The 23,317-nt window shown below is 67.2% G+C and carries 25 protein-coding genes; 11 read left to right on the plus strand and 14 right to left on the minus strand.

Annotation, left to right across the window (positions count from 1 at the left end; translation table 11 throughout):
* Window positions 1-104 precede the first annotated feature (104 nt).
* From ACI8U3_RS13465 to ACI8U3_RS13480, 4 genes are all read right to left on the minus strand, one after another.
* Window positions 105-1,022, minus strand: coding sequence for a nucleotidyl transferase AbiEii/AbiGii toxin family protein (locus ACI8U3_RS13465; protein WP_415015392.1), 918 nt, complete (start codon window positions 1,020-1,022; stop codon window positions 105-107).
* Complete coding sequence (locus ACI8U3_RS13470; RefSeq protein ID WP_415015402.1) at window positions 1,009-1,833, minus strand: type IV toxin-antitoxin system AbiEi family antitoxin domain-containing protein; 825 nt, start codon at window positions 1,831-1,833, stop codon at window positions 1,009-1,011. Before ACI8U3_RS13470 ends, ACI8U3_RS13465 begins: the two co-directional genes overlap by 14 nt.
* A gap of 106 nt (window positions 1,834-1,939) precedes the next feature.
* On the minus strand, window positions 1,940-3,055 hold the full coding sequence (locus ACI8U3_RS13475; protein ID WP_415015393.1) for a helix-turn-helix domain-containing protein: 1,116 nt from the start codon (window positions 3,053-3,055) through the stop codon (window positions 1,940-1,942).
* 52 nt (window positions 3,056-3,107) lie between these two features.
* Window positions 3,108-3,713 (minus strand): hypothetical protein, encoded by a 606-nt coding sequence (locus tag ACI8U3_RS13480; RefSeq protein ID WP_415015394.1) that lies wholly within the window; start codon window positions 3,711-3,713, stop codon window positions 3,108-3,110.
* Between the two features lie 329 nt (window positions 3,714-4,042).
* Here ACI8U3_RS13480 and ACI8U3_RS13485 point away from each other — a divergent pair, with 329 nt between their 5' ends.
* Window positions 4,043-6,061, plus strand: a complete 2,019-nt coding sequence (locus ACI8U3_RS13485; protein WP_415015395.1) for a ParB/RepB/Spo0J family partition protein — start codon at window positions 4,043-4,045, stop codon at window positions 6,059-6,061.
* A gap of 92 nt (window positions 6,062-6,153) precedes the next feature.
* Here ACI8U3_RS13485 and ACI8U3_RS13490 read toward each other — a convergent pair whose 3' ends face one another.
* Window positions 6,154-6,294 carry a hypothetical protein gene (locus ACI8U3_RS13490; protein ID WP_021696621.1) on the minus strand — a complete coding sequence of 47 codons (141 nt, stop codon included), beginning with the start codon at window positions 6,292-6,294 and terminating at the stop codon, window positions 6,154-6,156.
* 146 nt (window positions 6,295-6,440) lie between these two features.
* Here ACI8U3_RS13490 and ACI8U3_RS13495 point away from each other — a divergent pair, with 146 nt between their 5' ends.
* A complete protein-coding gene (locus ACI8U3_RS13495) occupies window positions 6,441-6,854 on the plus strand; it encodes a four-helix bundle copper-binding protein (RefSeq protein ID WP_021696620.1) in 414 nt (137 codons plus the stop codon).
* Between the two features lie 235 nt (window positions 6,855-7,089).
* On the opposite strand, the gene ACI8U3_RS13500 is transcribed toward ACI8U3_RS13495, so the two are convergent.
* The 7 genes from ACI8U3_RS13500 to ACI8U3_RS13530 all read right to left on the minus strand — a co-directional run bounded on the left by ACI8U3_RS13500 (window position 7,090) and on the right by ACI8U3_RS13530 (window position 16,584).
* Window positions 7,090-9,636 carry an NAD-dependent epimerase/dehydratase family protein gene (locus tag ACI8U3_RS13500; RefSeq protein ID WP_415015396.1) on the minus strand — a complete coding sequence of 849 codons (2,547 nt, stop codon included), beginning with the start codon at window positions 9,634-9,636 and terminating at the stop codon, window positions 7,090-7,092.
* The gene (locus ACI8U3_RS13505) at window positions 9,636-9,761 is read right to left on the minus strand and encodes a hypothetical protein (RefSeq protein WP_255552803.1); all 126 of its coding nucleotides are present in this window, start codon (window positions 9,759-9,761) and stop codon (window positions 9,636-9,638) included. Before ACI8U3_RS13505 ends, ACI8U3_RS13500 begins: the two co-directional genes overlap by 1 nt.
* Before the next feature lie 110 nt (window positions 9,762-9,871).
* The gene (locus ACI8U3_RS13510; RefSeq protein ID WP_045318790.1) at window positions 9,872-10,240 is read right to left on the minus strand and encodes a copper-binding protein; all 369 of its coding nucleotides are present in this window, start codon (window positions 10,238-10,240) and stop codon (window positions 9,872-9,874) included.
* 12 nt (window positions 10,241-10,252) lie between these two features.
* The gene (locus ACI8U3_RS13515; protein WP_415015397.1) at window positions 10,253-13,387 is read right to left on the minus strand and encodes an efflux RND transporter permease subunit; all 3,135 of its coding nucleotides are present in this window, start codon (window positions 13,385-13,387) and stop codon (window positions 10,253-10,255) included.
* Window positions 13,384-14,856, minus strand: coding sequence for an efflux RND transporter periplasmic adaptor subunit (locus tag ACI8U3_RS13520; protein ID WP_021696614.1), 1,473 nt, complete (start codon window positions 14,854-14,856; stop codon window positions 13,384-13,386). The genes ACI8U3_RS13515 and ACI8U3_RS13520 overlap by 4 nt, the downstream gene beginning before the upstream one ends.
* Window positions 14,853-16,046, minus strand: a complete 1,194-nt coding sequence (locus ACI8U3_RS13525) for a TolC family protein (RefSeq protein ID WP_021696613.1) — start codon at window positions 16,044-16,046, stop codon at window positions 14,853-14,855. The genes ACI8U3_RS13520 and ACI8U3_RS13525 overlap by 4 nt, the downstream gene beginning before the upstream one ends.
* Before the next feature lie 178 nt (window positions 16,047-16,224).
* Window positions 16,225-16,584 carry a hypothetical protein gene (locus ACI8U3_RS13530; protein WP_415015398.1) on the minus strand — a complete coding sequence of 120 codons (360 nt, stop codon included), beginning with the start codon at window positions 16,582-16,584 and terminating at the stop codon, window positions 16,225-16,227.
* A 248-nt stretch (window positions 16,585-16,832) separates the two neighbouring features.
* Between ACI8U3_RS13530 and ACI8U3_RS13535 the strand changes: the two genes are divergently transcribed.
* The gene (locus tag ACI8U3_RS13535; RefSeq protein ID WP_231379117.1) at window positions 16,833-17,246 is read left to right on the plus strand and encodes a four-helix bundle copper-binding protein; all 414 of its coding nucleotides are present in this window, start codon (window positions 16,833-16,835) and stop codon (window positions 17,244-17,246) included.
* A gap of 53 nt (window positions 17,247-17,299) precedes the next feature.
* Here ACI8U3_RS13535 and ACI8U3_RS13540 read toward each other — a convergent pair whose 3' ends face one another.
* Together ACI8U3_RS13540 and ACI8U3_RS13545 are read right to left on the minus strand one after the other, a co-directional pair.
* Complete coding sequence (locus ACI8U3_RS13540; protein ID WP_196839276.1) at window positions 17,300-17,551, minus strand: MerR family DNA-binding protein; 252 nt, start codon at window positions 17,549-17,551, stop codon at window positions 17,300-17,302.
* A gap of 15 nt (window positions 17,552-17,566) precedes the next feature.
* Window positions 17,567-17,689, minus strand: coding sequence for a MerR family DNA-binding transcriptional regulator (locus ACI8U3_RS13545; RefSeq protein ID WP_196839249.1), 123 nt, complete (start codon window positions 17,687-17,689; stop codon window positions 17,567-17,569).
* A gap of 74 nt (window positions 17,690-17,763) precedes the next feature.
* On the opposite strand from ACI8U3_RS13545, the gene ACI8U3_RS13550 reads away from it, so the two are divergent.
* The 8 genes from ACI8U3_RS13550 to ACI8U3_RS13585 all read left to right on the plus strand — a co-directional run bounded on the left by ACI8U3_RS13550 (window position 17,764) and on the right by ACI8U3_RS13585 (window position 23,062).
* A complete protein-coding gene (locus ACI8U3_RS13550) occupies window positions 17,764-18,150 on the plus strand; it encodes a hypothetical protein (protein WP_045318810.1) in 387 nt (128 codons plus the stop codon).
* On the plus strand, window positions 18,147-18,365 hold the full coding sequence (locus tag ACI8U3_RS13555; protein WP_081703406.1) for a GDCCVxC domain-containing (seleno)protein: 219 nt from the start codon (window positions 18,147-18,149) through the stop codon (window positions 18,363-18,365). The genes ACI8U3_RS13550 and ACI8U3_RS13555 overlap by 4 nt, the downstream gene beginning before the upstream one ends.
* Before the next feature lie 9 nt (window positions 18,366-18,374).
* Window positions 18,375-18,737, plus strand: coding sequence for a bleomycin resistance protein (locus ACI8U3_RS13560; RefSeq protein WP_021696610.1), 363 nt, complete (start codon window positions 18,375-18,377; stop codon window positions 18,735-18,737).
* Window positions 18,738-18,806: 69 nt separating this feature from the next.
* Entirely contained in the window at window positions 18,807-19,724 is a 918-nt protein-coding gene (locus ACI8U3_RS13565; RefSeq protein ID WP_021696609.1) for a HEPN domain-containing protein, read from the plus strand.
* Window positions 19,725-19,753: 29 nt separating this feature from the next.
* Window positions 19,754-20,374: a class I SAM-dependent methyltransferase gene (locus ACI8U3_RS13570; protein ID WP_021696608.1), complete on the plus strand. Its 621-nt coding sequence runs from the start codon at window positions 19,754-19,756 to the stop codon at window positions 20,372-20,374.
* On the plus strand, window positions 20,371-21,588 hold the full coding sequence (chrA, locus tag ACI8U3_RS13575) for a chromate efflux transporter (protein WP_415015399.1): 1,218 nt from the start codon (window positions 20,371-20,373) through the stop codon (window positions 21,586-21,588). Before ACI8U3_RS13570 ends, chrA begins: the two co-directional genes overlap by 4 nt.
* A gap of 363 nt (window positions 21,589-21,951) precedes the next feature.
* The gene (locus tag ACI8U3_RS13580) at window positions 21,952-22,248 is read left to right on the plus strand and encodes a DUF736 domain-containing protein (RefSeq protein WP_021696606.1); all 297 of its coding nucleotides are present in this window, start codon (window positions 21,952-21,954) and stop codon (window positions 22,246-22,248) included.
* 67 nt (window positions 22,249-22,315) lie between these two features.
* Window positions 22,316-23,062 (plus strand): ArdC family protein, encoded by a 747-nt coding sequence (locus ACI8U3_RS13585; protein WP_415015400.1) that lies wholly within the window; start codon window positions 22,316-22,318, stop codon window positions 23,060-23,062.
* Window positions 23,063-23,317: the final 255 nt, after the last annotated feature.

The raw sequence follows: 23,317 nt of genomic DNA on the forward strand, positions 1-23,317 counted from the left end.
AGGGACGCCGGCCTCGACCGGGTTCGACTGCTCCCGCTGCGACTGACCGGCGCGAGGCGGTCGAGGAGGTGTTCGCCTATGACGACCAGGCGCCAAGCGCTACGTCATGACGGCCAGACGGCGCGCAGGCCTTCCACCAGACGATCGCGCCGGTCGGGCGCGAGCTGGTCCAGGTTTCGCTGCTTCCAGCGCACGGCCGGCAGGTCGGCGACGCCGGGCAGGCCGATGAGATCCCAGTCCGGTTCGCCGCTCTTGAAACCAATCAGGAAGGCCCGGTGCTCGGCCGGCATCTCATCGACGATGACCGCGATCATCGCTTCTCGCGCGGCGATCAAGTCGTCGAGGCTGACCGGTTCTTGCGTCATGCCGACGAAGCCTCGCCGAAACTCCTCGGCGATGTCCTTGCGGCGCGGACGCAGCACTTCAGCCATCGGGCGAGGGTGGCTGATCAGATAGGCGATGAAGGCCTGGCGCAGTTGATCGTCCACGCCTTCATTGGCCAGCAGGTCGCGCACGTCGAACAGATCGCGCGGATGCTGGCGGTCCAGGGCGGCGGCGATCTTGCCCGCGTAGAGGTCGGGCAGGGACACCATCCGGGCCTCGGCGAAGCCGAAGCGGTCTTCGACGGCCGGCGCGACGGGCCGCAGTTCAGGCGCGAACACCGTGCCGCGCAAGACGGGCGTGACCTCGATCTTGATCTGGACCCCGTCGGCGGCGACGAGAAGTTTGTCGATCGTGCCTTCGGGCCGCGCCTGGCCAGGCGTCACCATCACTCCGGGCAGCCTGGCGGCCATGGCGGCCGCGATCCGCCTCAGGCCGGCGTCGATGGCGGCCAAGGACTCCGCCCGTTCGCGGACGGGCAGATAGGTCAGATCGATGTCGACCGAAAGGCGCGGCAGGTCGCGGACGAACAGATTGATCGCGGTGCCGCCCTTCAGGGCGAATTCGGTCTCGGCCAGCACGAACGGCAGGGCGCGGATCAACAGCCGGACCTGGCGTTCGTAGAGATCACCGAACGGCATTGAAGTCCTCCGGCACGGTGATGCGGTAGGTCGGGTCAAGGCGGCCGCCCTTGGCCAGCATGCGGTTGCCGCTGCCGAGGTCGATCGAGGTTCGATCCAAGCGCTTCAGCCAACCGTGGCCGTGACGGTCGGCGAAGAAGAAGAACAGCCGTTTGACCTTGATGCTCCGGCAGTCGTCGAGGAGCAGTTGCAAACGGCGCGGGCTGAGATTGGCCAGGCCCTCCACCAAGGCGTCGACCTGGTCGAACGTCTCGCGATCGGGGAGTTCGTCGAGCAGTTCGAGAAGGGCCCGTTCGGGCGTCGAGACGAGCATCGGCCATTTCCAGTGACCTATGGGCATCTCGGCCACGCCCGCCTGGCCCCAGGCGAAGGGATCGGCGGGCCCGGAAGGCTCCTGGCCGCGGAGCCCGAACCAGGCGGCGTGGCCGAACAGCCTGGCCGGATTGTGATAAAGGAAGGCGACGCCGAGCTTGAGGTCGTTCAGCCAGGTCGGCGGCCGGGTCAGGCCGTACAGATGAACCTCCTGGACCTCGCGGCTCAGGTAGTGGCCGAACCCCTGGAGTTCGAGGGCGGTGCGGCCCCCCACCACCAGCTGGTAGTCGAGCAGCGTCTGCAGCGACAGCACGACCAGCTGCCAGTCCAGCGTGCCGCGCGGGCGGCGATAGACGCGGCGCGCGGGTTGTTCGAGCCAGCCGGCGGCGACGTATTTGGCGCGGAGCGAATTATAGTAGCCGTGTTCGTTGAGCCAGGTGGAGTCCACCACCAGCCCCTCCGGCAACAGCCGCTCCAGCTTGTTTAGCTTTCCTAGCATTTGAGCACTTATGGTGCTCAAAGTGGAGAAATGTCAAATATGAGGTTTTACAGAGCCGCCGTTTGAGCACTGTGAGTGATCAAACTTGCATGCCGCCAAACCAAACCTACACGGGTCTGAGGCGGACCACCTTCGGATCGTCGATCGACGGCGCAGGCTCCGGGAAGCTGGAGCCGGTGATCAATTCGAGCATGGCGGGGGCCAGACCGATCTCGCGCCCGATCCCCCCGGCGCCCCCGACCACTGCATCCTCCAGCGCCGAAAGCGCCGACGGCAGCAGCTCAGGCTGTTCGACCGGCAAGGCGCCGTCCGCGTCATAGGTCTCGACCTTGGCCTGTCCTGTCTTCACCAGATGAATGTTGGCGGTGCGGTACTGGGCCGGGGTCAACAAACCCAGGTCATAGCCCCGCCGAACCAGCGCGCGGACGGACATCTTCCACCTGAGTTTGAGCTCGAAAAGTGCGCGCCAATTGATCGCACGGCCCCGTGGAAATTCCCGCAGGACAGCCCCACGCGGAAACAGGAACGCGCTCGCGAAACGGTGGGCCTGGTCTTCGGTCGCGCGGTCTCCCGTCTGCATGCCACGATGCATGATCAGATGGCCGCACTCGTGGGCGAAGTCGAACCGTTGCCGACACAGGCTCTCCTTGAGAGAGCTGCGGACGATGATCGGCCTGCGCCGATCCATCGAGAAGGCGTCGACCCGATCCGACAGGTCGCCGAAATAGGTGACGACGGCGCCGGCGTTCTCGACCACTCGCATCATGCTGGTGATCGGACCCGTCGTTCCGAGCCCCCAATATCGCCGGGCCTCTTCGGCCGCCTGTTCGATCTCCTCGGCCGTGGCCGCCGGCAGATCGGGGAAGGACACGGCCGGCAATTCCAGGTGGACTTCGATGGCCGCGACGAATTTGTCGAGCAGCGTGCCCCGGGCCAGGACCTGGCTGGTGATCGAGGCCGGCCGGGTGATGTGCCCGCGGAAATGGCACTGTTCCGGCCGCACCGTCGAGGGGATCGGTTGCGCCAGAAACGCCGGCGTGACGCCCAGCACATCGGCCAGGGCGTCCACCACTTCGTCCGATGGCGACCGGGAGCCGGTCTCGAGTTGGTGGATGAACTGGCGGGTCGCCCCGATCAGCTCGCCGACCTCCTCAAGCGAATAGCCATGCGCCAGCCGGGCGAGCCGGAGTTGCTCGCCCGCGATTTTCGAGTTGGTTTCCATGACTGGCCGGTCTAGCGACCGCCCCCCACCCACATCCGTGCGGAACGGCCGATCATTTGGTCGTCCCGTCTTTCCGCTTCCTTGCCGCGATTCCGACGGCAGGGGCAGGCAGGTCGACGCCGTCGCTGCCAGCAACCCAGAGCGGCGACACCTTGGTCACCGGTTCGTCCAGCGGCACCTGCCAGGTCAGCACCGGCGTATCGCCCGCCAGCACGACGAAGGTCACGGCCGTGATCGCGCCGTCCAGATCAGTCTCGATCGCGAAACGGTACAGGGGCTCGGAGGTCAGTTTGACCAGTTCGTCGGCGCCGAAAAGGCTCAGCTGCTGAAGTTCCGAGAAGGTCTGCTTCAGGGTCCGCGCGTTCGGATCGTCCGGCTCGCCGCGATAGAAGCGGATCGGCACGCCGCCCACGCTGAACACGAACTGCATCGTCGGATTCAGGATCTCCAGCCAGTCGACGTCGGGCGCCGTCGCTTCGATCTGGTGCTTCTGGAAGGCGAAGGCCTCGCAGCCGAGGGTCCATCCCGTGCAGCCCGCGCTCGCGTCGAAGCGATCCAGGGCGTCGTTGCGGCCGCGCTCGATCAGTTTCCCGATCGTGATCAGACGATCGCGGGTGAGGGCGGTGTGATGTTCCCAAGGGGTCATGCGGAGCTCCAAGCCTGCCAAACCATAATGGGCAAACTCGATAATTCGTCAACTAACTCGGAGAAAGTAAGCTGGGGACGATTTTGTAAACAAGGAAGCGCTAAGGGCTCCGCCCTCGCGCAGGCCAGGGTGAAGCGGCTCCGCCGCCGGACCGGCCGGTCTCCCCGACCTTCCGCGCCGGCGATGATCGTCATCATCGTCATGACCGTCAGGCTTGTGCAGGCCGGGCGATCCCCCTCCGGCCGGTCCGCCCTGGCCTTTGCTACCCCGCTCTCGCCGAGGGGCATGGGTTGCAGGCGCGCAGTTCGCGTGCCTGCAACCCATGCCCAAAGGAGGCAGACATGACGACCCAATCCACCCAAACCGCCGCGACCGAGCCGCAACACGGCGCCGAGATCATCGTGCCGCTCAACCGGCTCAAGGCGTCGGACAAGAACGCCCGCAAGACCCCGCACAGCCCGGCCACCATCGAGGCCTTCGCCGCTTCCATCAAGGCCAAGGGGGTGTTGCAGCCGCCCGTGGTCGAGATCGAGCGGAACGGCGAGGGCGCCCCGACCGGCGCCTACCTCGTCACCATCGGCGAGGGGCGTCGGCTGGGGCTGCGGCTGCTGGCCAAGCGCAAGGCGATCAAGCGGACCTATCCGGTGCGCTGCATCGTGGACGCCGAGAACGACGCCCACGAGATCAGCCTCGACGAGAACGTCACCCGCGCTGACATGCATCCCGCCGACCAGTTCGAGGCGTTCAAGCGGCTGGCCGAGGAAAGGGGCTACGGCGCCGAGGAGATCGGCGCCCGGTTCGGGGTGTCGGCCCATGTGGTGCGTCAAAGGCTGCGGCTGGGCGCGGTGGCCCCGGCCTTGATGCAGACCTACCGCGAGGGCGGGCTGACCTTGGAACAGTTGATGGCGTTCGCCGTCAGCGAGGACCACGACCGGCAGGAGCAGGTGTTGGGCATGATCGGGCCGCATACGCCCGCCTACGCCATTCGCCGCGTCATGACCGAAACCAAGGTCCGGGCCGACGACCCCCGCGCCCGTTTCGTCGGCGTCGAGGCCTACGCCGAGGCGGGCGGGGCGGTGCTGCGCGACCTGTTCACCGAGGACGGCGGCGGCTGGCTGGAGGACGCGTCCCTGCTGGACCGGCTGGTCATCGGCAAGCTGGATGGGCTGGCCGAGGAGGTCCGCGAGCGCGAGGGCTGGAAATGGGCCGAGGCCTATCCGGATTTCCCGCACGGCCTCGGCCTGGGCCGGGTCTATCCCGAAAAAGTCGAGCGGTCCCCCGAGGACGAGGCGGCGATGACGGCCTTGGCCGAGGAGTATGACCGCCTCATCAGCGACAACGATTCCGCCGAGGTGCTGCCGCCCGAAGTGGACGCCCGGCTGGAGGAGATCGACGCGGCCTTGCAGGCCTTCGGCGACGACCATGCCTACCGGCCCGACGATCTGGCCCGCTCCGGCGTGATCGTCACGCTGAGCCATGACGGCGTGGCCCGGTTCGAGCGCGGGCTGGTCCGGCTGGAGGACGCCCTGCCGGAGCCGGAGGACGAGGCCCCGGAGCAGGGCCGCGAAGACGCCGGTGACGCGGAGGCCACGGCCCCCGCGACCAGCGGGGTCGCCAGCGGCGCGGCGGAGGCGGACGAGGGCTTGGCGCCCCTGTCCGAGAAGCTGGTGCTGGACCTGACGGCCCACCGCACGGCGGACTTGAGGGACGCCTTGGCGGCGGATGCGAGCATGGCCCTGACCGTGGTGGTTCACGCCTTCGCCTTGCAGGTCTTCTATCCGCCCTACGACCAGCCGACGGTCCTTCAGTTGCGGTTGAGCCTGACCGGGCTGGAGCGGTTCGCGCCGGGCGTCTGCGAAGGCCCAGCCGGACGGCGCATCGCCGACCGGAGCGAGGCTTGGGCCACGCGTCTGCCGAACGAGGCGCGCGACCTGTGGGCGGTGCTGGTCGATATGTCCGGTTCGGACCTGTTGGACCTCCTGGCCCATTGCGCCTCGCTGGGGGTCAACGCCGTGCGCGACCCGCACGACCGGCGCCCCGGCGCCTGGGCCCAGGCCGAGACGCTGGCGACCGCTTTGGGTCTGGACATGACCGGGACGTGGACGGCGACCGCCGCCTCCTACTTCGGTCGGGTGTCCAAGGCGCGGGTAATGGAGGCGGTGGAGGAAGGCGTTTCCAAGACCGACGCCGACCGTCTCGCCGGAATGAAGAAGGCCGACATGGCCGAGGCGGCGGAAACGCTGATCGCGGGCAAGGGCTGGTTGCCGCCGCTGCTTCGCACGGCGCCGCCGCAAGTCGCGGACGCCGGAGAAGAGGCCGCATCTCCGAACGAGGACGCCTATCCGTTCGCGGCGGAATAGGCCCTAGCGTCGGGGCCGCTTCGGCGGCCCCGATTGCCCGACAGAGCTTGGCCCGGCGCTCGCGACGCTGACGCGTCGCTCGCGGAATCATCTCAGAGCGCCGCCCGGAAACGGGCGGCGTCTTCGCGCCATAGACCCACATCACAGATCAGAAGGGTTCGTTGGACTCGCTCGAAATGCTGGTCGAACTTCGCCTCCAACCGATCCACAAGTCGGGCGATCGTCTCGGTCATCCCGGTGCGATCGCAGTAATCGCAGGCGGCATTCTCACCACTGCTTCGCCAGTCCCGAGCCTAGCGACGGCGCTTTCGAGGCTTCACAGTTCGGAACATCGTCGCGGCTCTGGGGTTGCTCTTCGATCACCCCAAGGAGCCCTCCGATGCAAATCCAGCCCATGATCAGGACCCATCCCGACGTGCGCGGCGGCGTCAACGACAGTCTCGTTCGCGCGATCGAGGCGGCTTACGGCTGCGCCGCCGTGTGCCACATCTGCGCCGACGCCTGCCTCGCCGAGGAGATGGTCAAGGATCTCACCCAGTGCATCCGCCTAAATCTCGACTGCGCCGATGTCTGCCTGGCCACAGCCGGCATCGCTGCGCGTCGCACCGGCAGCAACGAAGCCCTGATCAAACGCATGCTCGAAACCTGCGCCGAGGCCTGCGCCGATTGCGCCGTCGAATGCGAGAAGCACGCCGACATGCATGAACACTGCCGTATCTGCGCCGAGGAATGTCGGCGTTGCGAGCAGGCCTGCCGCGATGCCGCCGCAACGATCAGCCCGTCACAACACTGAGAACGACCGCAGTCCAACCGCTTGGCTTCCCGAATAAGCTGGAACCCGGATCATGATGCCCATGCTACTGCTCCTCGCGACCGTGTCTGACAGTCCGCCCTGCGGAGAACTATGAATCAGCATCTCTGACCGCGTGAATCGCCAGATGTAGATCGGACCTGGTCCTAGCGGCGAGCGCTCAAGGATCGCCGACCATGCAGATCATAAGCCAAGCCGATCGTATCCGCGTAGCCGTTCAGACGATGAACCGATCCCAAGAACCGTAGTGCTCCTGACTCCGCCGCCCTCGCGGCAAACTGAGCGCCAGGGTCGTCAGTCCGACGATCTGGTTCGAGAAGGTTCCTGCCAAGGATCCGCCGTCTATCATCCAAGGCGAGGCGATCAGCCATGCGGCAAAGCCTATGTTTAGGAAGCGGAGGGGACGTCCGACTTCGGCCATCGCGATGACGGAGACCGTGACCACCAGGGCTCCGATCAGATGATCCGTGTCCGCTAGGGGCGGTTCTGTGCCCAAAACCAGCCTTGAGAGCATCAGCCAGACGCCCAGCCCTGCGCTGACCACGAGGGTCCACGGAAGCGTCGCGCCCCGCAAAGCGGAAGCGGTCGCCCGTCCCCAGCCATCGGAAAAGCCCGGCCGCTTGTCGACCGTTCCGCCAGGCAGGGCGTCGCCTCGGAAGAAGGCTCGCCAGAAAGGTCGTCCGCGCCGCGTGTTCAGGACCAGGAACTGACCCATCGCCACGAGTTCATCCAGCGAATAGGGGATCATGATCAGCATCGCCGCTGCCGCGAGCAGACAGATCGTGCAGTAGGTTCCTATGGCGATCGGCTGCATGATGATGAAGTAGATGCTGACCACACCCAAGGGCACGACGACGATGCCGAACAGCACCACCATCCACGGCATGGTCCGCCACCGCGCCCGTCCGCCCATGGCACCCATCAGTATCTCGGCCATGTAGGTGATGGCGCCCACGCCGCCGTCGGCGACCGGCCAGGCCTTGGACATCGCCGAGGTGATGATGTGTTCCGTTCCGTTGAGGGGCCCAGGCGCCTCGAAGAACGGCTCCCACACATTGTCGACGTGGCCGAGCTGATAGGCCGTCAGAATTCTGGCTAGCACCAGCCCGACCACGCCCAGGGCGATGATCGGGATGCGCTGCAGATAGGTCGATGGACAGTAGGTCCAGCCCGGCGGCGTGTCGGTCTCGTCCATCATACCCTCCATGCTCATTCCGGGCATCATCGGAATGAGGAGGGTGAGGGCGACGACAAGGGCGCCGACGAGCATGTCGTTGCTGTAGACCGCCGCGCTCGGCGCCCAGAACAGGATCCCGGCGCCCAGCAGCCAGACGCCGATGACGGCATTGGCCCACTGCGCCCAGCCGTTCCGGGGAGACATGGAGAAGGCGGCGAACACCATGATCAGTCCGCCGCAGATCACGTCGTTCCAGCCCGTCAGCGTATTTCTGAAAGCCGCCGGCCACAGGCCGCGATCTTCGGTGACGGACTGTACGGCGGAGGAAAACTCGGTTTGGTCGAAGACGCCGAAAACGAAAGGCGCCGTGGCCAGCCAGAGACCCAGTCCCATGGTCAGCCAATGCACCCAGAGCATGCTGAAATGCATGCCCTGCATTGACCGGGCGTGATCGGACAGCATCGCCCGGTGCTGTTCGGGCGGGATGGCGTGCGTCTCCGACGCGGCGACTTCGGCCTTGTCGTCCGCCACACGGGCCGCGTTTAGCTTGTTGGCGCGATACCAGGCGAACGGATCGGCCTTAAGGCCCGCAACGATGTCCGGAAGACTCTGGCGAAGGCTGTGTCTGGACGACCAGCCCAGGTGGGTTCGCGCCGCGGTCAGATCCAGTTCGTAGTGGTCGTCGGAGATGTCGACCATCCAGGGGCGGATGAAAGCGTCTTCATCTAGAACGGTCTCCGCCCAAACGCCTGCCTTGGCGGCCGTCTTCGGAATGGTGTGAGTTGCCCAAGCTTCGTCGTGGATCAAGCGGCCGAGGTCGCGCTGCAGTTCGTCATAGGTCATGACGTCGGCCTCGCCGAGTAGGACCGGGAACTCTGTCGGCAGATCGCGTCGCCGGTCGATCACCCGCTCGATGGCGTCGAGCAGGTCTTCCAAGTGCAACGAAGGTTGTCCCGTGGCGAGGTCGCCCGGATAGACGTGCGAACTCAGGCGCCGTTCGTAGATGCGCGCTATCTGTTGGGCGAGGAACGCCGAGTGGCCGCCGTCGTCATAAACGCCCGCCGGGCGCAGGAAAACGGCCGGAATCCGGCCTCGCTTCTCGCGGACGAGGGCTTCAGCGAGAATTTTGGACTCCCGGTACGGCAAGGCGGCGCTCAGAGACGCCGCCTCGTCGATGGGACGTCCACGCTCCGTGGCTTGGTGAACTAGCATAGTGCTGGAGAAGACGAACTGCTCGGCGTTGAAGGCCTTCAACGCTTCGAGCATGCGCTCCGTGCCTCGGACCGTGACTGCCTCGTAGCGGGGGTCAGGGTCCCCGCTGAGGTCAAAGAAGGCCGCGAGGTGGACCACGGACGCGATCTGCTTGCCGTACCCGGCGCGGACGCGATCGAAGGCGGCCTTGACGCTGGCGTCGTCGGTGAGATCGATGCACACGCATTCCGCCTCGGCCGGCGGATGGGGCGGCATGTCCCGATCGAAGCCGATGACCCTGAAGCGCTTGGCCAGCCGCTCGACCAGAGCCGAGCCGATAAATCCGCTGGAACCGGTGACGATGACCGTCTCGGGGGTTTTGGCAGAGGTCGCCATCAACGCCTGCTGAACAAATATTTGATCAAGCAAGCTATGGCGAGAATCAGGGCGATGACGACCAGTAGTCCTACCAGCCCCATACCGCTCATCATCGAGCCGGCATCCATCATACCGTTCATCATGGTTAAGCCTCCTCGTAGACTAAAGTCCGCAAGTCTGCGTCAAGGTTCCCTCAGATCGATTTGGGCGACCGGCCTATTGCCGAACCTTCGGCGCAACGGGCCGGTCGACGTCACTCGGGTCGAATGGCCGTGATCTCGTTGACGCCGTCGCGGACGGAGACATCGAACGCGATGCGCTCGCCTGTCTCGGCGGATTCCGCTACGGCGGGCGAAGCGGTGAAGCGCATGGTCATCGCCGGCCAGCCGACGCCGGGGATAGGTCCATGATCGACGGTTATCGTGCCGGCGTCCGGGTCAATGGCGGTGACTACGCCGGTCCCGGTCCCGGTCTGCGCGCCGGCGTCAGCCGTCATCGGTATAGTCGCTACGTCAGCTTCTCCCGTCGCTGGCTCTTCGGTCGAGGCCAGCGTCTCCTGCGGTTGGTTGCAAGCCGCCAGGCCGAGCGCCATACCCGTCGCCAGGATCAATGAGTATTTCATGGGAAAATCTCCTCAGGTTGAAAGGGTCTGATCGAGTTTGCGCCGCCGGAGCAGCAGATAGCCCGCCGGGATAACGAGCATGGACAGCAAAGGCGCCGTCACCATGCCGCCGATGACCGGAGCAGCGATGCGGCTCATGATCTCCGATCCGGCCCCGTGACCGATCAGGATCGGGAACAGGCCGGCGAGGATGACCGCCACGGTCATGGCCTTGGGGCGAACGCGCAACAGCGCGCCCTCACGCACGGCCGCTTCCACAGCGGCGCGGTCCGGGTTGTCTCCCCGGGCCTTCAGCGCCTGTTTCAGGTAGATCAGCATGACCACGCCGAACTCGGCCGACAGTCCGGCCAAGGCGATGAAGCCGACCGAGGTCGCCACCGACTGGTGATAGTCCAGCAGGTAGAGCGTCCAGACGCCGCCGGTCAGGGCGAACGGCAAGGTCGCCATGATCAGCGCCGCCTCGTCCAGCCGGCCGAAGGTCAGATAGAGCAGCAGGAAGATGATCGCCAGGGTCGCCGGGACGACGATCTTCAGCCGCTCCGCCGCGCGCTGGAGATATTCGAACTGCCCGGAGTAGGCGATGCTGACGCCCGGGGTCAGCTCCACCTCGTCGGCCACCGCGGCCTGCAGGTCGCCCACCACCGAGGCCAGGTCGCGGCCGCGAACGTCGATATAGACCCAGGTGGTCGGCCGGCCGTTCTCCGACTTCAGCATCGGCGGGCCGTCCGCGACATCCAGCGACGCGACCGAGCCCAGGGTGATCTGCTGTCCCGACGGGGTCAGGATCGGCAAGGCCCGAAGCTCCGCCAGGCTGTCGCGGATTTCGCGCGGATAGCGCACGCTGATCGGGTAACGCGCCACGCCCTCGACGGTCTGGCCGATGGTCTCTCCACCCACCGCCCCGGACACGATGGACTGCACATCGGCGATGTTGAGGCCGTACCGGCCGGCCGCTAGGCGGTCGATGTCGACGTCGATGTAGCGGCCGCCGGTCAGACGCTCGGCGAAGGCGGAGCTGACGCCCGGAACAGCGCCGGCGACGTCGGCGACCTGCTGGGCGATCCGGTCGATCTCGGCGAGATCGGCGCCGGAAACCTTGACGCCGATGGGGCTCTTGATGCCGGTCGCGAGCATGTCGATCCGGTTGCGGATCGGAGGCACCCAGACGTTGGTCAGGCCCGGGACCTGGACGGCGCGATCCAGCTCCTCGACCAGCCGGTCCGGCGTCATGCCGGGACGCCACTCATCGCGTGGCTTGAAGCGGATCGTCGTCTCGAACATCACCAGCGGCGCCGGATCGGTGGCGGTGTCCGCCCGCCCGGCCTTGCCGAACACGCTTTCGACCTCCGGCACGGTCGCGATCATCCGGTCGGTCTGCTGCAGAAGCTCGGACGCCTTGGCGGCCGACAGGCCCGGCAGCGCGGTGGGCATGTACAGCAGATCGCCCTCGTCCATCGGCGGCATGAACTCCCCGCCCAGCTGACTCAAGGGCCAGGCGGCGGTGGCGAAGGCGATCAGGGCCATCAGCAGGGTCGCCCGTGGCCGCCGCAAGACCCAGTCGAGCGGTCTCCGATAGACGAAAACAAGCGCCCGGTTGATCGGGTTGCTGTGCTCGGCCGGGATGCGTCCGCGGATAAGAAATCCCATCAGCACCGGCACGAGGGTGATGGAGAGGATGGCCGCCGCCCCCATGGCGTAGCTCTTGGTGAAGGCCAGGGGCGAAAACAGCCGCCCCTCCTGCGCCTGCAAGGTGAACACCGGCACGAACGACAGGGTGATGATCACCAGGCTGAGGAACAGCGCCGGCCCCACCTCGACGGCGGCCTCGGTGATCACCCGCCAGCGCGCCTCGCCCTTAAGCCGGTCGTCCGGATGATCGTGTTCCCATCGCTCGATGTGCTTGTGGGCGTTCTCGATCATGACCACCGCCGCGTCGACCATGGCGCCGATGGCGATGGCGATGCCGCCCAGCGACATGATGTTGGCGTTGACCCCCTGCAGATGCATCAGGATGAAGGCCGCCAGCACGCCGAGCGGCAGGGTCAGGATCGCGACCAGCGCCGAGCGGGCGTGCCACAGGAACAGTCCGCAGACGATGGCGACGACCACGAACTCCTCGATCAGCTTGGTGCTGAGGTTCTCGATCGCGCGATCGATGAGTTCGGACCGGTCGTAGACCGGAACCACCTCGACCCCGGGCGGCAGGCCCGACTTGAGCGTCTCGAGCCGTTCCTGCACCGCCGCGATGACGGACCGCGCATTGCCGCCGGATCGCAGGATCACAACCCCGCCGACCACCTCGCCCTCGCCGTTCAGCTCGGCGATCCCGCGGCGCATCTCCGGCCCGATCTGGACCGTGGCGACGTCGCCGAGCTGAACCGGAACGCCGCCGGCCGCCGCCCGGATCGGGACGGCGCGAAAGTCGTCCAGGTCGGTCAGGTAGCCGTTGGCGCGGACCATGTATTCGGTTTCCGCCAGCTCGAGCACGGAGCCGCCAGTCTCGGCGTTGCCCTGCCTGATGGCCTCCACCACCGCCTGGTGGGTGACGCCGAAGGCGGCGAGCTTCACCGGGTCGAGCACGACCTGATATTGGCGGACCATGCCGCCGATGGTGGCGACCTCGGCCACGCCGGGCACGGTCTTCAGCTCGTAGCGCAGGAACCAGTCCTGCAGGCTGCGCAACTGGGACAGATCGTGCCGGCCGGTTCGGTCGACCAGGGCGTATTCGTAGATCCAGCCCACCCCCGTCGCGTCCGGGCCCAGCGCCGGCCTCGCCGTCTCGGGCAATCGCGACTGGACCTGGCTGAGGTATTCGAGAACCCGCGACCGGGCCCAGTAGAGATCGGTTCCCTCATCGAACAGGACATAGACGTAGCTGTCGCCGAAGAACGAATAGCCCCTCACCGTGCGGGCGCCGGGCACCGACAGCATGGTCGTGGCCAAGGGATAGGTGACCTGGTTCTCGACGATCTGCGGCGCCTGGCCGGGATAGGCTGTCCGGATGATGACCTGGACGTCCGACAGGTCCGGCAAGGCGTCGACGGGCGTGCTGCGAACGGCCCAAAGCCCGCCCGCCAGCAGGGCGAGCGCGGCCAGCAGGACGAAAATCCGCGCCCGGACCGACGCGCGAATGACGGCGGCGATCATCGGGTTGCTTCCTTGCGGGTCAGGCTGCGCACCGTCGGTTCGCTGTCCGCCGCCTCGAAGGTGAAGTCCACCTGGTCGCCGATCGATACGTCCTGATCGACCGTCTCCGGAATCCGGAAGGTCATGGTCATCGCCGGCCACTGCAACGCCGGCACCGGTCCGTGGGCGAGGGTTATGGTCCCCTCCCCGATCGCCTGGACCCGTCCGCTGGCCCGGTGGATGGCCGGTCCGTCGGCGGCCGCGGCCTGGTCGAGGTTGCGCGCCTCCACGCCCGACAGGCTGGCTTCCGAATCCAGCAGGAACTGCCCGGACGCGACCACCCGCTCGCCTTCATTGAGTCCGGCGAGGATCTGCGTCTGCCCGCCGGCTTCGCGCCCGACCCGGACCTCTGCGGGTTGATAGCGGCCGCCCTCCAGCGCGAGCATGACGAGCGTCCGCCGGCCGGTCCGGATCACCGCCTCGGACGGTACGAGCAGGGTGGTCCCGGACTCGCCGCCGAAGACGATCTGCCCGTACATGCCCGGCCGCAGCCGACCTCCACGATTGGTCATCTCGATGCGGGCCGTCACGGTCCGGCTGTCGCCCGCGATTTCCGGCAACAGGGCGGTCAGCCGCCCCGTCATCCGCTCGCCGGGGAAGGCCGCCAGCGTCACCCCGACGGTGCGCCCGACGCGCAGGCGGCCCGCCATGGCTTCGGGTATCGCTGCGTTGAGCCACACGGTCGAAAGCCCATTGATCTCGGCCAGGGTCATGCCGGCGGGCACGCTCATCCCGGCCCTGACGCCGAGCGTGCGAATGGCGCCGCCGATCGGGCTGGACACCGTCACCGTCGTCCGGGGCCGGCCCGAGCGCTCGACCGCAGCGACCAGGCTTTCGGGCATGCCCAGCAGGATGAGGCGTTGGCGCGCAGCGGCCGTGAGGGCCGCATCTCCCGTGCGCCGGAGCGCGAGATACTCGAGCTGGGCGCCGCCCCACTCAGGCACGAGCAGATCGACCAGCGGCGCGCCGGCCCGGATGACGTCGCCGGGCGCGCGGTCATAGACGCGTTCGACGAAGCCGGCGGCGCGAGCCTGGACGACGGCCACGTCGCGCGCGTTGAAATCGACGACGGCCGTCGCCGCGACATCGCCCTCCAGGGTTCCTGATCGAACCGTGGCGAAGCGGGCGCCGAGCGACTGGACGAGAGCGGGATCGATGCGAACGCCGGCCCCGGTGTCCGAGGCCTCGTCGGCGTATCGGGGGACCAGGTCCATATCCATGTAGGGGGACTTGCCCGGCCGGTCGAACCGCTGGTCCGGGACCATGGGATCGTACCAGTAGAGCACCTCGCGCTCGCCCGACGCGGCTTCGGGCGCCTCCGCGCGATCCGCCCCAGGTCTGGAGAGTCCCCATCCGAGGCCGGCGCCGATGATGATCAGACCGGCGGCGGCCGTCGCCCACCGGAGATGGTTGCGCTCGAGCCGGATCATTGGCCGCTCCCGTAGGTCAGGGTGATCTGGACGGCGAGCCGCGCCACCTCGGCTTCCCGGTCCAGGGCGTCGAGGCGGGCATTGGCCAGGGCGGTAAAGGCGTCGATGACCCCGGACATGTCCGCGGAGCCGGCCGCATAGCCGGCGGTCTCGACATCGGCGCGGGAGCGCAGGTTGGGCAGGACCACGTCCCTCGCCCGGATCCAGCGCGTTCGCGCCGATTCGTACCGGGCCAGATCGCCCTGGAGCTCCGCCGAGAGGGCGCGCTCGAGCGCCTCACGCTCGGCGGCGACGCGTCGCGCATCGGCTGCGCGGGCGGTGATCAGCGGCGCCTGTCGTGTCGATTGAAACAGCGGGAGGCGGACGCTGGCGCCGACGGAGACGAGATCGCCGAACATCGGGTCGCGGCGCGAATAACCCACCTCGAACGACCAGTCGGGCCGCCGGCCCGCGCGGGCCAGATCGACATCCGCCTCGGCGCGCTCGGCGGCGGCGCGGTAGGCCCGCAGGGGCGGCAGGTCCGCAAGGCTGATGCGCCGGGCGGTCGGATCGAGATCGATGTCCGGCGGCGGGCCGTCCGTTGTCGGCGCCGGATCGCCGGTCCAGCGCGAAAGTCCAGCGCGCGCCTCGGCGATGTTCGCGTCCAGGCCGTCGCGCCTGTCCTCAAGATCGGCCTTCAACTCCACAGGTCCGAGGGCCTGGGCCGGGCGGAGCCGGGATGACGCCACCGCGGCGGGCGCCGCCTCCCAGAGCGGCTCGAGCGACGCCAGAAGCTCATCGAGGACGGCCAGCCGGCGCTCGGCGTAGTGCAGATCAATCCAGGCCTGGCCGGCGGCGATGCGCACCTCCCAGAGGGTGGTCGCCGCCCTCGCCCGGGCCACGTCGACATCCGCCCCGGCGACTTCACGTTCGGCGCGCCGGCGCGCCCGGCTTGGAACATCCTGCTGAACGCCGACCTGAAACATGGTCATCGCGCTCTCGTCGAACCGGCCGGCCGAAGGACCCGACACCGGATAGTTGCTCAGGCCGACGCGCAGGCGGGGATCCGGCAGCCGACCGGCGGCGATCGCAGAGGCCCGGGCGGCGTCCACGCCCAGTTCGCTGGCGCGCAGGGACGGCGCGTCCGAGCTGGCCTCCAAGGCCTGTTCGAACGTCAGAGGTTCAGCCTGGACCGAGCCTGCGATGAGCAAGGCGCAGCCGCCGAACGATGCGGCGCGGAGCCAGAGCGGCGCGCCGCGGCGCGCCCGACCGGCAGATGATTTTAACACGACAAGGAACTCCGAAACCCTCGGACCCGTCGCCGTCAGGCTACGGGTTCAGCTGCTCGAATGGTCGGCGTCCAATGGTGCGCCGCCCGCGAAGACAGTGTCAGGGCTGGAGTCTGGGAGGATCTCGAAGCGGACACGGGGTCGTCCCCGTCAGGCGCGTCACCACCCGGTCGTAGGCCGCTGGTGCGCCCACCGACGGATGAGACAGTATCGATTCAGGCCTCAGCACCGGCGAAACCGCCGTGCATCCCATCTGGACCATGCACTCCGGCGTCATCTCGTCGCACGGCATGCGTTTCCCGTCTGATGGGTCGGCTTGGTCCATCGCCATTTCCGCGCAGTCCGAGGACATCTCGACCGCGTCGGCAGCGACAGGCAACGGAGCGGCGCGCGCCATCGACTGGTCAAGAAAGCCAACGAACGCCAAGGCGATGATGAATGTGCGGATGACATTCCACATGCGGAAGACCTTAGCACGACCGGTTGACGGGCGCAACTCGGTCCGGCGGCTGAGCAGGCGACGGACGCTCCGTTCGCGGCGGAATAGGCGGGAAAGCCGGGGCCGCGTCAGCGGTCCCGGCGCCCGTTATCCGACAAGGCCAGACGCTCGCGCCGCCGTCGGCGGGGCTCGCGGATGAATAGGGAACGCCAGGCGCGGGAACAGCGGCAATCGGTCTGACTTGTTCCGGGAACCGTGAGGAGCTTCCCATGCATATCCAACCGATGATCAACAGCCACCCCGACGTGCGAGGCGACGTCAACGACTCCCTCGTTCGCGCCATCGAGGCCGCCTACGGCTGCGCCGCCGTCTGCCGCATTTGCGCCGACGCCTGCCTGGCCGAGAAGATAGTGGCGGACCTGACCCAGTGCATCCGCCTGAACCTGGACTGCGCCGATGTCTGTCTCGTCACGGGCGGTCTGGCCGCGCGGCGCGCGGGCGGCAATGAGGCCCTCATCAAGCGCATGTTGGAAGCCTGCGCCCAGGCCTGTGCCGACTGCGCCGCCGAATGCGACAAGCACGCCGACAAGCACGAGCACTGCCGCCTCTGCGCCGACGAATGCTGCCGCTGCGAAGAGGCCTGTCGCGAGGCCGCCGTCACCATCACCGCGTCCCGACACTGAAACGAGCCTCGCATGCGGCGCCGCCTCTGCGCAAAGGCGTCAACCGACGAAACTCACCCGGCGCCGAGCGCCTCGATGACGGGGCAGCGCGCCTGATCGCCGTCCTCGCAGCCGTCGAGGGCGCGACCCAGCACCGTTCCCAGCCGCTCGAGGTCGGCGATCTTCTCATCCACCAATTCCAGATGGCTCCGCATCAAGTCCCGCACAGCCCCGCAGGCTTCAGTCTCGGCATCGCTAAGCGCCACGAGATCGCGGATCGTGGGAATCCCAAAGCCCAGATCACGCGCCCGCCGGATGAAGCGCAGTTGCTGGGCCTCCTGCTACCCATAACGGCGATGACCGTTGCTGGTCCGTCCAGGCGGAGGTAAAAGCCCGATCCGTTCATAATAGCGGATCGTTTCGAGGTGGACCCCCGCCCGCGCCGACAGTTCGCCGATTTTCATCGCACACACCACTCTTGAACCCGTAGCCGCTACGGGTTGTAGAGCGGGTGACTGGCGCTGAACAGGAGCTGCCGATGACTCCCGATCCTACCGACCGCGACAAGGCCGAAATTGCCGTCGGCGCCTCAGCCGCTATTGCCGGCGCGGCGTCGGTTCTCGCTTGGGCCGCCTGCTGCGTCCTGCCGCTAGCTCTGTCCGTCGTCGGGCTTTCCTTCGCCGGCGCGGCGATGCTCGCGGGCCTGCGCCATACGCTGACCCCGATCGCCCTGCTCATCGTCGCGGTGGGCTGGCTGCTGCACTTTTGGCGCTTGCGGCGCTGCCGAACCGATGCGAGCTGCGACCGGCCATCGCGTCTGTCCTTCTGGGTTCTAGTAGTTGCGACGGCTCTTGTGGCGACGGCCTTCGTCTGGGAACCCCTGATTGAACCATTCCTCATGCTGCGCTTGGCAGCCCTCCGATGAGCACGCCCGTGGTTCTGACCTCGACGCTCGTCTGTCCGCACTGCCGCCACGCCGCGACGGAGACGATGCCGACCGACGCCTGCCTCTGGTTCTACAACTGCCTCGGATGCAGGCGCCAGCTAAGGCCCCTGCCCGGAGACTGCTGCGTCTTCTGCTCCTATGGCGACACCGCCTGTCCGCCGGTTCAGGTGGATGGCAAGGGATGTTGCGGCTAGGCTCAGTCCATGACCGATCACGCCACGCCGAATCTACCCTCGCGGGATTTCGAACTCACGTCGCGGTTCTATGCGGCGTTGGGCTTCGTCGAAGGCTGGCGCGACGAGGGCTGGATGATCCTCAAGCGCGGCGATCTCACGCTTGAGTTCTTTCCCTATGCCGACCTCGACCCGACGACCAGTTCGTTCAGCTGCTGCCTACATCTCGACAACCTCGACGGCTTTTACGCCGTCTGCAAGGCCGCCGGCCTGCCCGGGCAGTGCTGGGGAGCGCCCCGGCTTCACGCGCCCGCCGTCGAAGCATCAGGACTGCGCATTGGTGCCTTGATCGACCTCGACGGGACACTGCTCCGTTTGATCCACAACGCCTAGGATTCACGACGCGCGCTCCACTTGGACGCGAGGCTTGCTGTTCGAGCCGCCATCAGGGAGACTCTGGCGATGAAGAAGAGTCTCGATCATCTGCCGCTGCGCAAGCAGGCGGAATTGCGCCGGGTGGTGGAGGTGGTTCGGGAGTCGTTCGAGGAGGCGATCTCGACGCGCCGGGCCGCGCGGCTGAAGAACGGCAATATCCTCAAGATCATCCTCTACGGATCATACGCGCGCGGCGACTGGGTGCACGATCCGGTCGGCCGCTACTTCTCCGACTTCGACCTGCTGATCGTGGTCGACCACGAAGACCTGACCGACGGCGAGTTCTGGCATGACGCCGAAAACCGGCTGATGCCCTTGGGGCCGGACATCAAGACACCGGTCAGCCTGATCGTTCACAGCCTGGACGACGTGAACGAGCAGTTGGACCGGGGTCGCTACTTCTTCGCCGACATCGTGCGGGAGGGCGTGGTTCTGCACGACACGCCTGGCGCCAAGCTGCACAAGCCAGCGGACCTTAAGGCGCAGGTGGCGCTGGCGGAAGCCGAGCAGCATTTCGAGAAGTGGATCACCAGCGCCACCGGAGCGCAGGCTGGCGCGAAGTTTTATATCGAGATGGGAGACCGCAACTGGGCGGCCTTCCTTCTTCATCAGGCTGCTGAGCACCTTTACCACTGCATCTTGCTGGTGGTGACGCTGTATAGCGGCAAAGCGCACAACCTCGCCTTTCTACGCAAGAAGGGCGAGGCGATCGACGCGCGCCTCACGGCGGCGTGGCCGCGTGAGAGCAAGTTCGAGCGGCGCTGCTTCGAGCTGTTGCGCGAAGCATACGTCAAGGCGCGCTACTCCAAGCACTACAAGATCAGCGACGAGGAACTGGCCTGGTTGACGGAACGGGTAGAGGTGCTGCGTGGGCTGGCGGAGATGGTCTGTGAAGAGCGGCTGGTGCAACTGCGCGACGAGGTCGACGATGACGCTGGGGCTTGATTTGAACCTACAGGGACTCGCCGAAATCCATGACCGGTCATGACGGCGACCGTTGGAACGACGTCTATCGGTCGAAGACGTCCGATCAGGTCAGCTGGTTCGAGGCGACCCCGACCGCCTCGCTTGAGGCGCTGCGCCGCGTGGGCGCCGGTCCGCGCCGGTCACTGATCGATGTCGGCGGAGGCGCGTCGGCCCTGGTGGACCGGCTGCTCGATCTGGGCTGGAGCGACCTGACCGTCCTGGACATCGCAGAGGAAGCCCTGGAGGTCTCGAAAGCGCGCCTGGGCGCGCGAGCGGATCGGGTGGACTGGCGCGTCGCCGACATCGTCACCTGGCGGGCGAAGCGGCGCTACGATCTCTGGCACGACCGAGCAGTCTTTCATTTCCTGATCACGGTCGAGGCGCGAGCGGCCTACCGGCGGGCCTTGGCGGCCGGCCTGGCGCCCGATGGCCATGTGATCATCGCCACCTTCGCGCCGGAAGGGCCCGACCGATGCAGCGGACTGCCGGTCCGCCGCTACGACGTGGCCGGATTGCACCGTGAGTTCGAGGTCGATTTCGATCTCGTGGACCACTGGACGGATTATCACCGGACCCCGGCCGGAGGGTTTCAGGCCTTCACATGGGCCACCCTGCGGAAGCGGCCGTGAGCGCGTCGCTGGATCGCGTCGCCGCCGATCCGCAGCCGCCCCCGCTCGGGTACGCCGCGCTGTTCCTCCGCTTCCTGAAGTTCGGCTTCATGGCCTGGGGCGGACCCGTCGCCCAGATCGCCATGATCCGCCGCGAGCTGGTCGACGAGGAGCGCTGGATATCCAGCCCCCGCTTCAACCGCCTGCTGGCCGTCATGCAGGCCCTGCCGGGCCCAGAGGCGCACGAACTTTGCGTCCATCTCGGCATGCGGGCCAGGGGCCGCATCGGCGGCGTGCTGGCTGGCCTGGGCTTCATGCTGCCGGGCTTCCTGCTGATGATGGGGCTGTCTTGGGCCTATTTCGCCCTCGACATCGACGGGACGGCGCTGGGAGCCGCCTTCCTCGGCATCCAGGCGGCCGTCATCGCGCTCATCGTCCGGGCCGTGCATCGCATCGGCGAACACGTTCTGCGCAATCGCTGGCTCTGGGTCATCGCCGTCGTCTGCGGCTTGGCGGCCTTCGCGGGGACGCCGTTCTGGATCACCCTGCCAGCGGCCGGGCTCGTCTATGCGCTTCTGGCGCTGGTGCGTGGGATCCTGGCCGCGTTGGTCTTCATCGTCGCGGTCGCGCTGGCCTGGGTCGTGACGTCGTCGGGTTCGACAGCGGACCTCGACATTGCGCCGATCGTGACCGGAGCGGTCGATGCCTCGCTCCTGTCCTTGTTCGCGTCCGGCCTGAAGGCCGGACTGCTCACCTTCGGCGGTGCCTATACGGCCATCCCGTTCATCCGCAACGACGCCGTGGGGCGAGGCTGGATGACCGATGGACAGTTCCTCGACGGCTTGGCCCTGTCGGGGGTGCTGCCCGCTCCACTAATCATCTTCGCCACCTTCGTGGGCTATGTCGGCGGCGGGCCGGTCGGCGCGGTGGTGATGACGGCGGGGGTGTTCCTGCCGGCGTTCGGCTTCTCCCTGGTCCTGTATGATCGTCTGGAGGCCGTGCTGGAGGACAAGCGACTGCACGCCTTGCTGGAGGGCATCACCGCCGCCGTGGTGGGCCTGATCGCGGCGACGACCGTCGAACTCGCCCTGGCGACGAGCGAACGGATCTCTCCCCTGGTCATCGGCGTGGGGATTTTCGCGGCGTCGCTGGCGGTGCTCTACGTTTGGACCAGTCGGTTGAACATCGTGGCGGTGATCGTGGCGGCGGGGGGCGCCGGCATCGTTCTTCTCTGAGCCAGGGCGTTGGGCGCGCGCCTATGACGGGCGGGTAAGGTCGCCGCCGACCGTCCGTTTGCCGGCTGACCGAGGAGCGGACGGGCCGGCTCTCCTGGCAGCGGGCTCAGCCGTGCGCGGCCTCTCAATGGCTTGATCTGACCGAAAGCCGGTCGTCTTCCGCAACCGGGCGGGGCGAGTTTCTTCCCCGGCCTGACGGCCTCCTCGCGCAAGCAAGAAACACGCCCCGCCCAGTCCTTCGCGTGCGCTTCGGGGTCTCTCTCGCCTGCGGCGCTCCGACCTGCGGGCCGTCCGTCTCCCGGTCCGTCGATCGCCATCGAGGCCGCGGCAGGCGTGGCCCGACATCAGCAAGGAGAGACGACCATGGCCACCATCGGCACCTTCACCCAGCAAGCGGACGGAACCTACAGCGGTTCGATCAAGACCCTCACCCTCAACGTCAAGTCCGCCAATCTGCGGGCCAACGAGAAGACCGACGAGAAGGCTCCCGACTTCCGCATCTTCTCCGGCCAGACCGAGTTCGGCGCCGCCTGGAAGAAGACGTCCCGCGAGAACCGCGACTACCTCTCGGTCAAGCTCGACGATCCCAGCTTCCCCGCTCCGATCTACGCCTCTCTGGTCGAGATCGACGGCGGGCACAGCCTGATCTGGTCTCGCTGACCGAGTCGCGGCGGCGCTGACCAAGCGCCGTCGCCCCTTCCTTCACATCCCGTCCGAGGAGGCCGCCATGACGCGCCCCAACGAACCCGCTCGCCCCGATCTCTACGCTCGCGTCACAGATCGGATCATCGCCCAGCTTGAAGCCGGGGTCCGGCCGTGGACCCAGCCCTGGACAGCCAGCGAAACCGTCAGCCGGCCGCTCCGCCACGACGGCACGCCCTACAATGGCGTCAACGTCCTGCTTCTCTGGTCGAAAGCCATGACGCGAGGCTATGTCTCCGCCACCTGGATGACCTTCCGACAGGCGCTCGCGCTTGGCGCCCACGTCCGCAAGGGCGAAACCGGATCGACCGTGGTCTACGCCAACACCATCGTCCGCGAGGAAATCTCTGACGTCGGCGAGCCCGAGACGGCCCGCATTCCGTTCCTGAAGGCCTACACAGTTTTCAACACCGAACAGATCGAGGGACGCCCCGAGGCCTTCGCGCCGGTGAAGCCGCCCGTCCAAAACCCCGACGATCGCATCGCCCGCGCCGAAGCCTTCTTCAGCGCGACCGGGGCGGTTGTTCGGCACGGTGGCGGGTGCGCCTTCTATGCGCCTGGGCCTGACATTATCCAGATGCCGGCGTTTGAGACCTTCATCGACGCCGGGAGCTATTACGCCACGCTCGGCCACGAGATGACCCACTGGACACGCCACGCCAGTCGGTTGGACCGCGACTTCGGGCGTCGTCGGCACGGCGATGAAGGCTATGCTCGCGAGGAACTGGTCGCCTTATCTGGACAGTCTGCGCCGTCCGCAACATTGCAGTAAGGTCGGCGATGGACGCCCACGGTAGGCAGTTATCAGGCTGGCCGTAGCGCTGACCCAAGAGCTGGCGGAGGCCAGCCTGATAGCTGCCGGGCCATCGGGCGCAACGGTGCGAGGTCAGTTTCCGGGGGGGGGGTCCGGGGGGAGGGTTTCGCGCCGGTGTCGATCATTGCTGTTTGCGAGCGGCGCGAGGCCAGGGGCCTCGATGCGCATGTGCCGCTGATCCTGCGTGGCGATGCGCTCTATCATCCCGATCTG

The sequence above is a fragment of the Brevundimonas sp. genome, from assembly GCF_047617075.1.
GTDB lineage: Bacteria > Pseudomonadota > Alphaproteobacteria > Caulobacterales > Caulobacteraceae > Brevundimonas.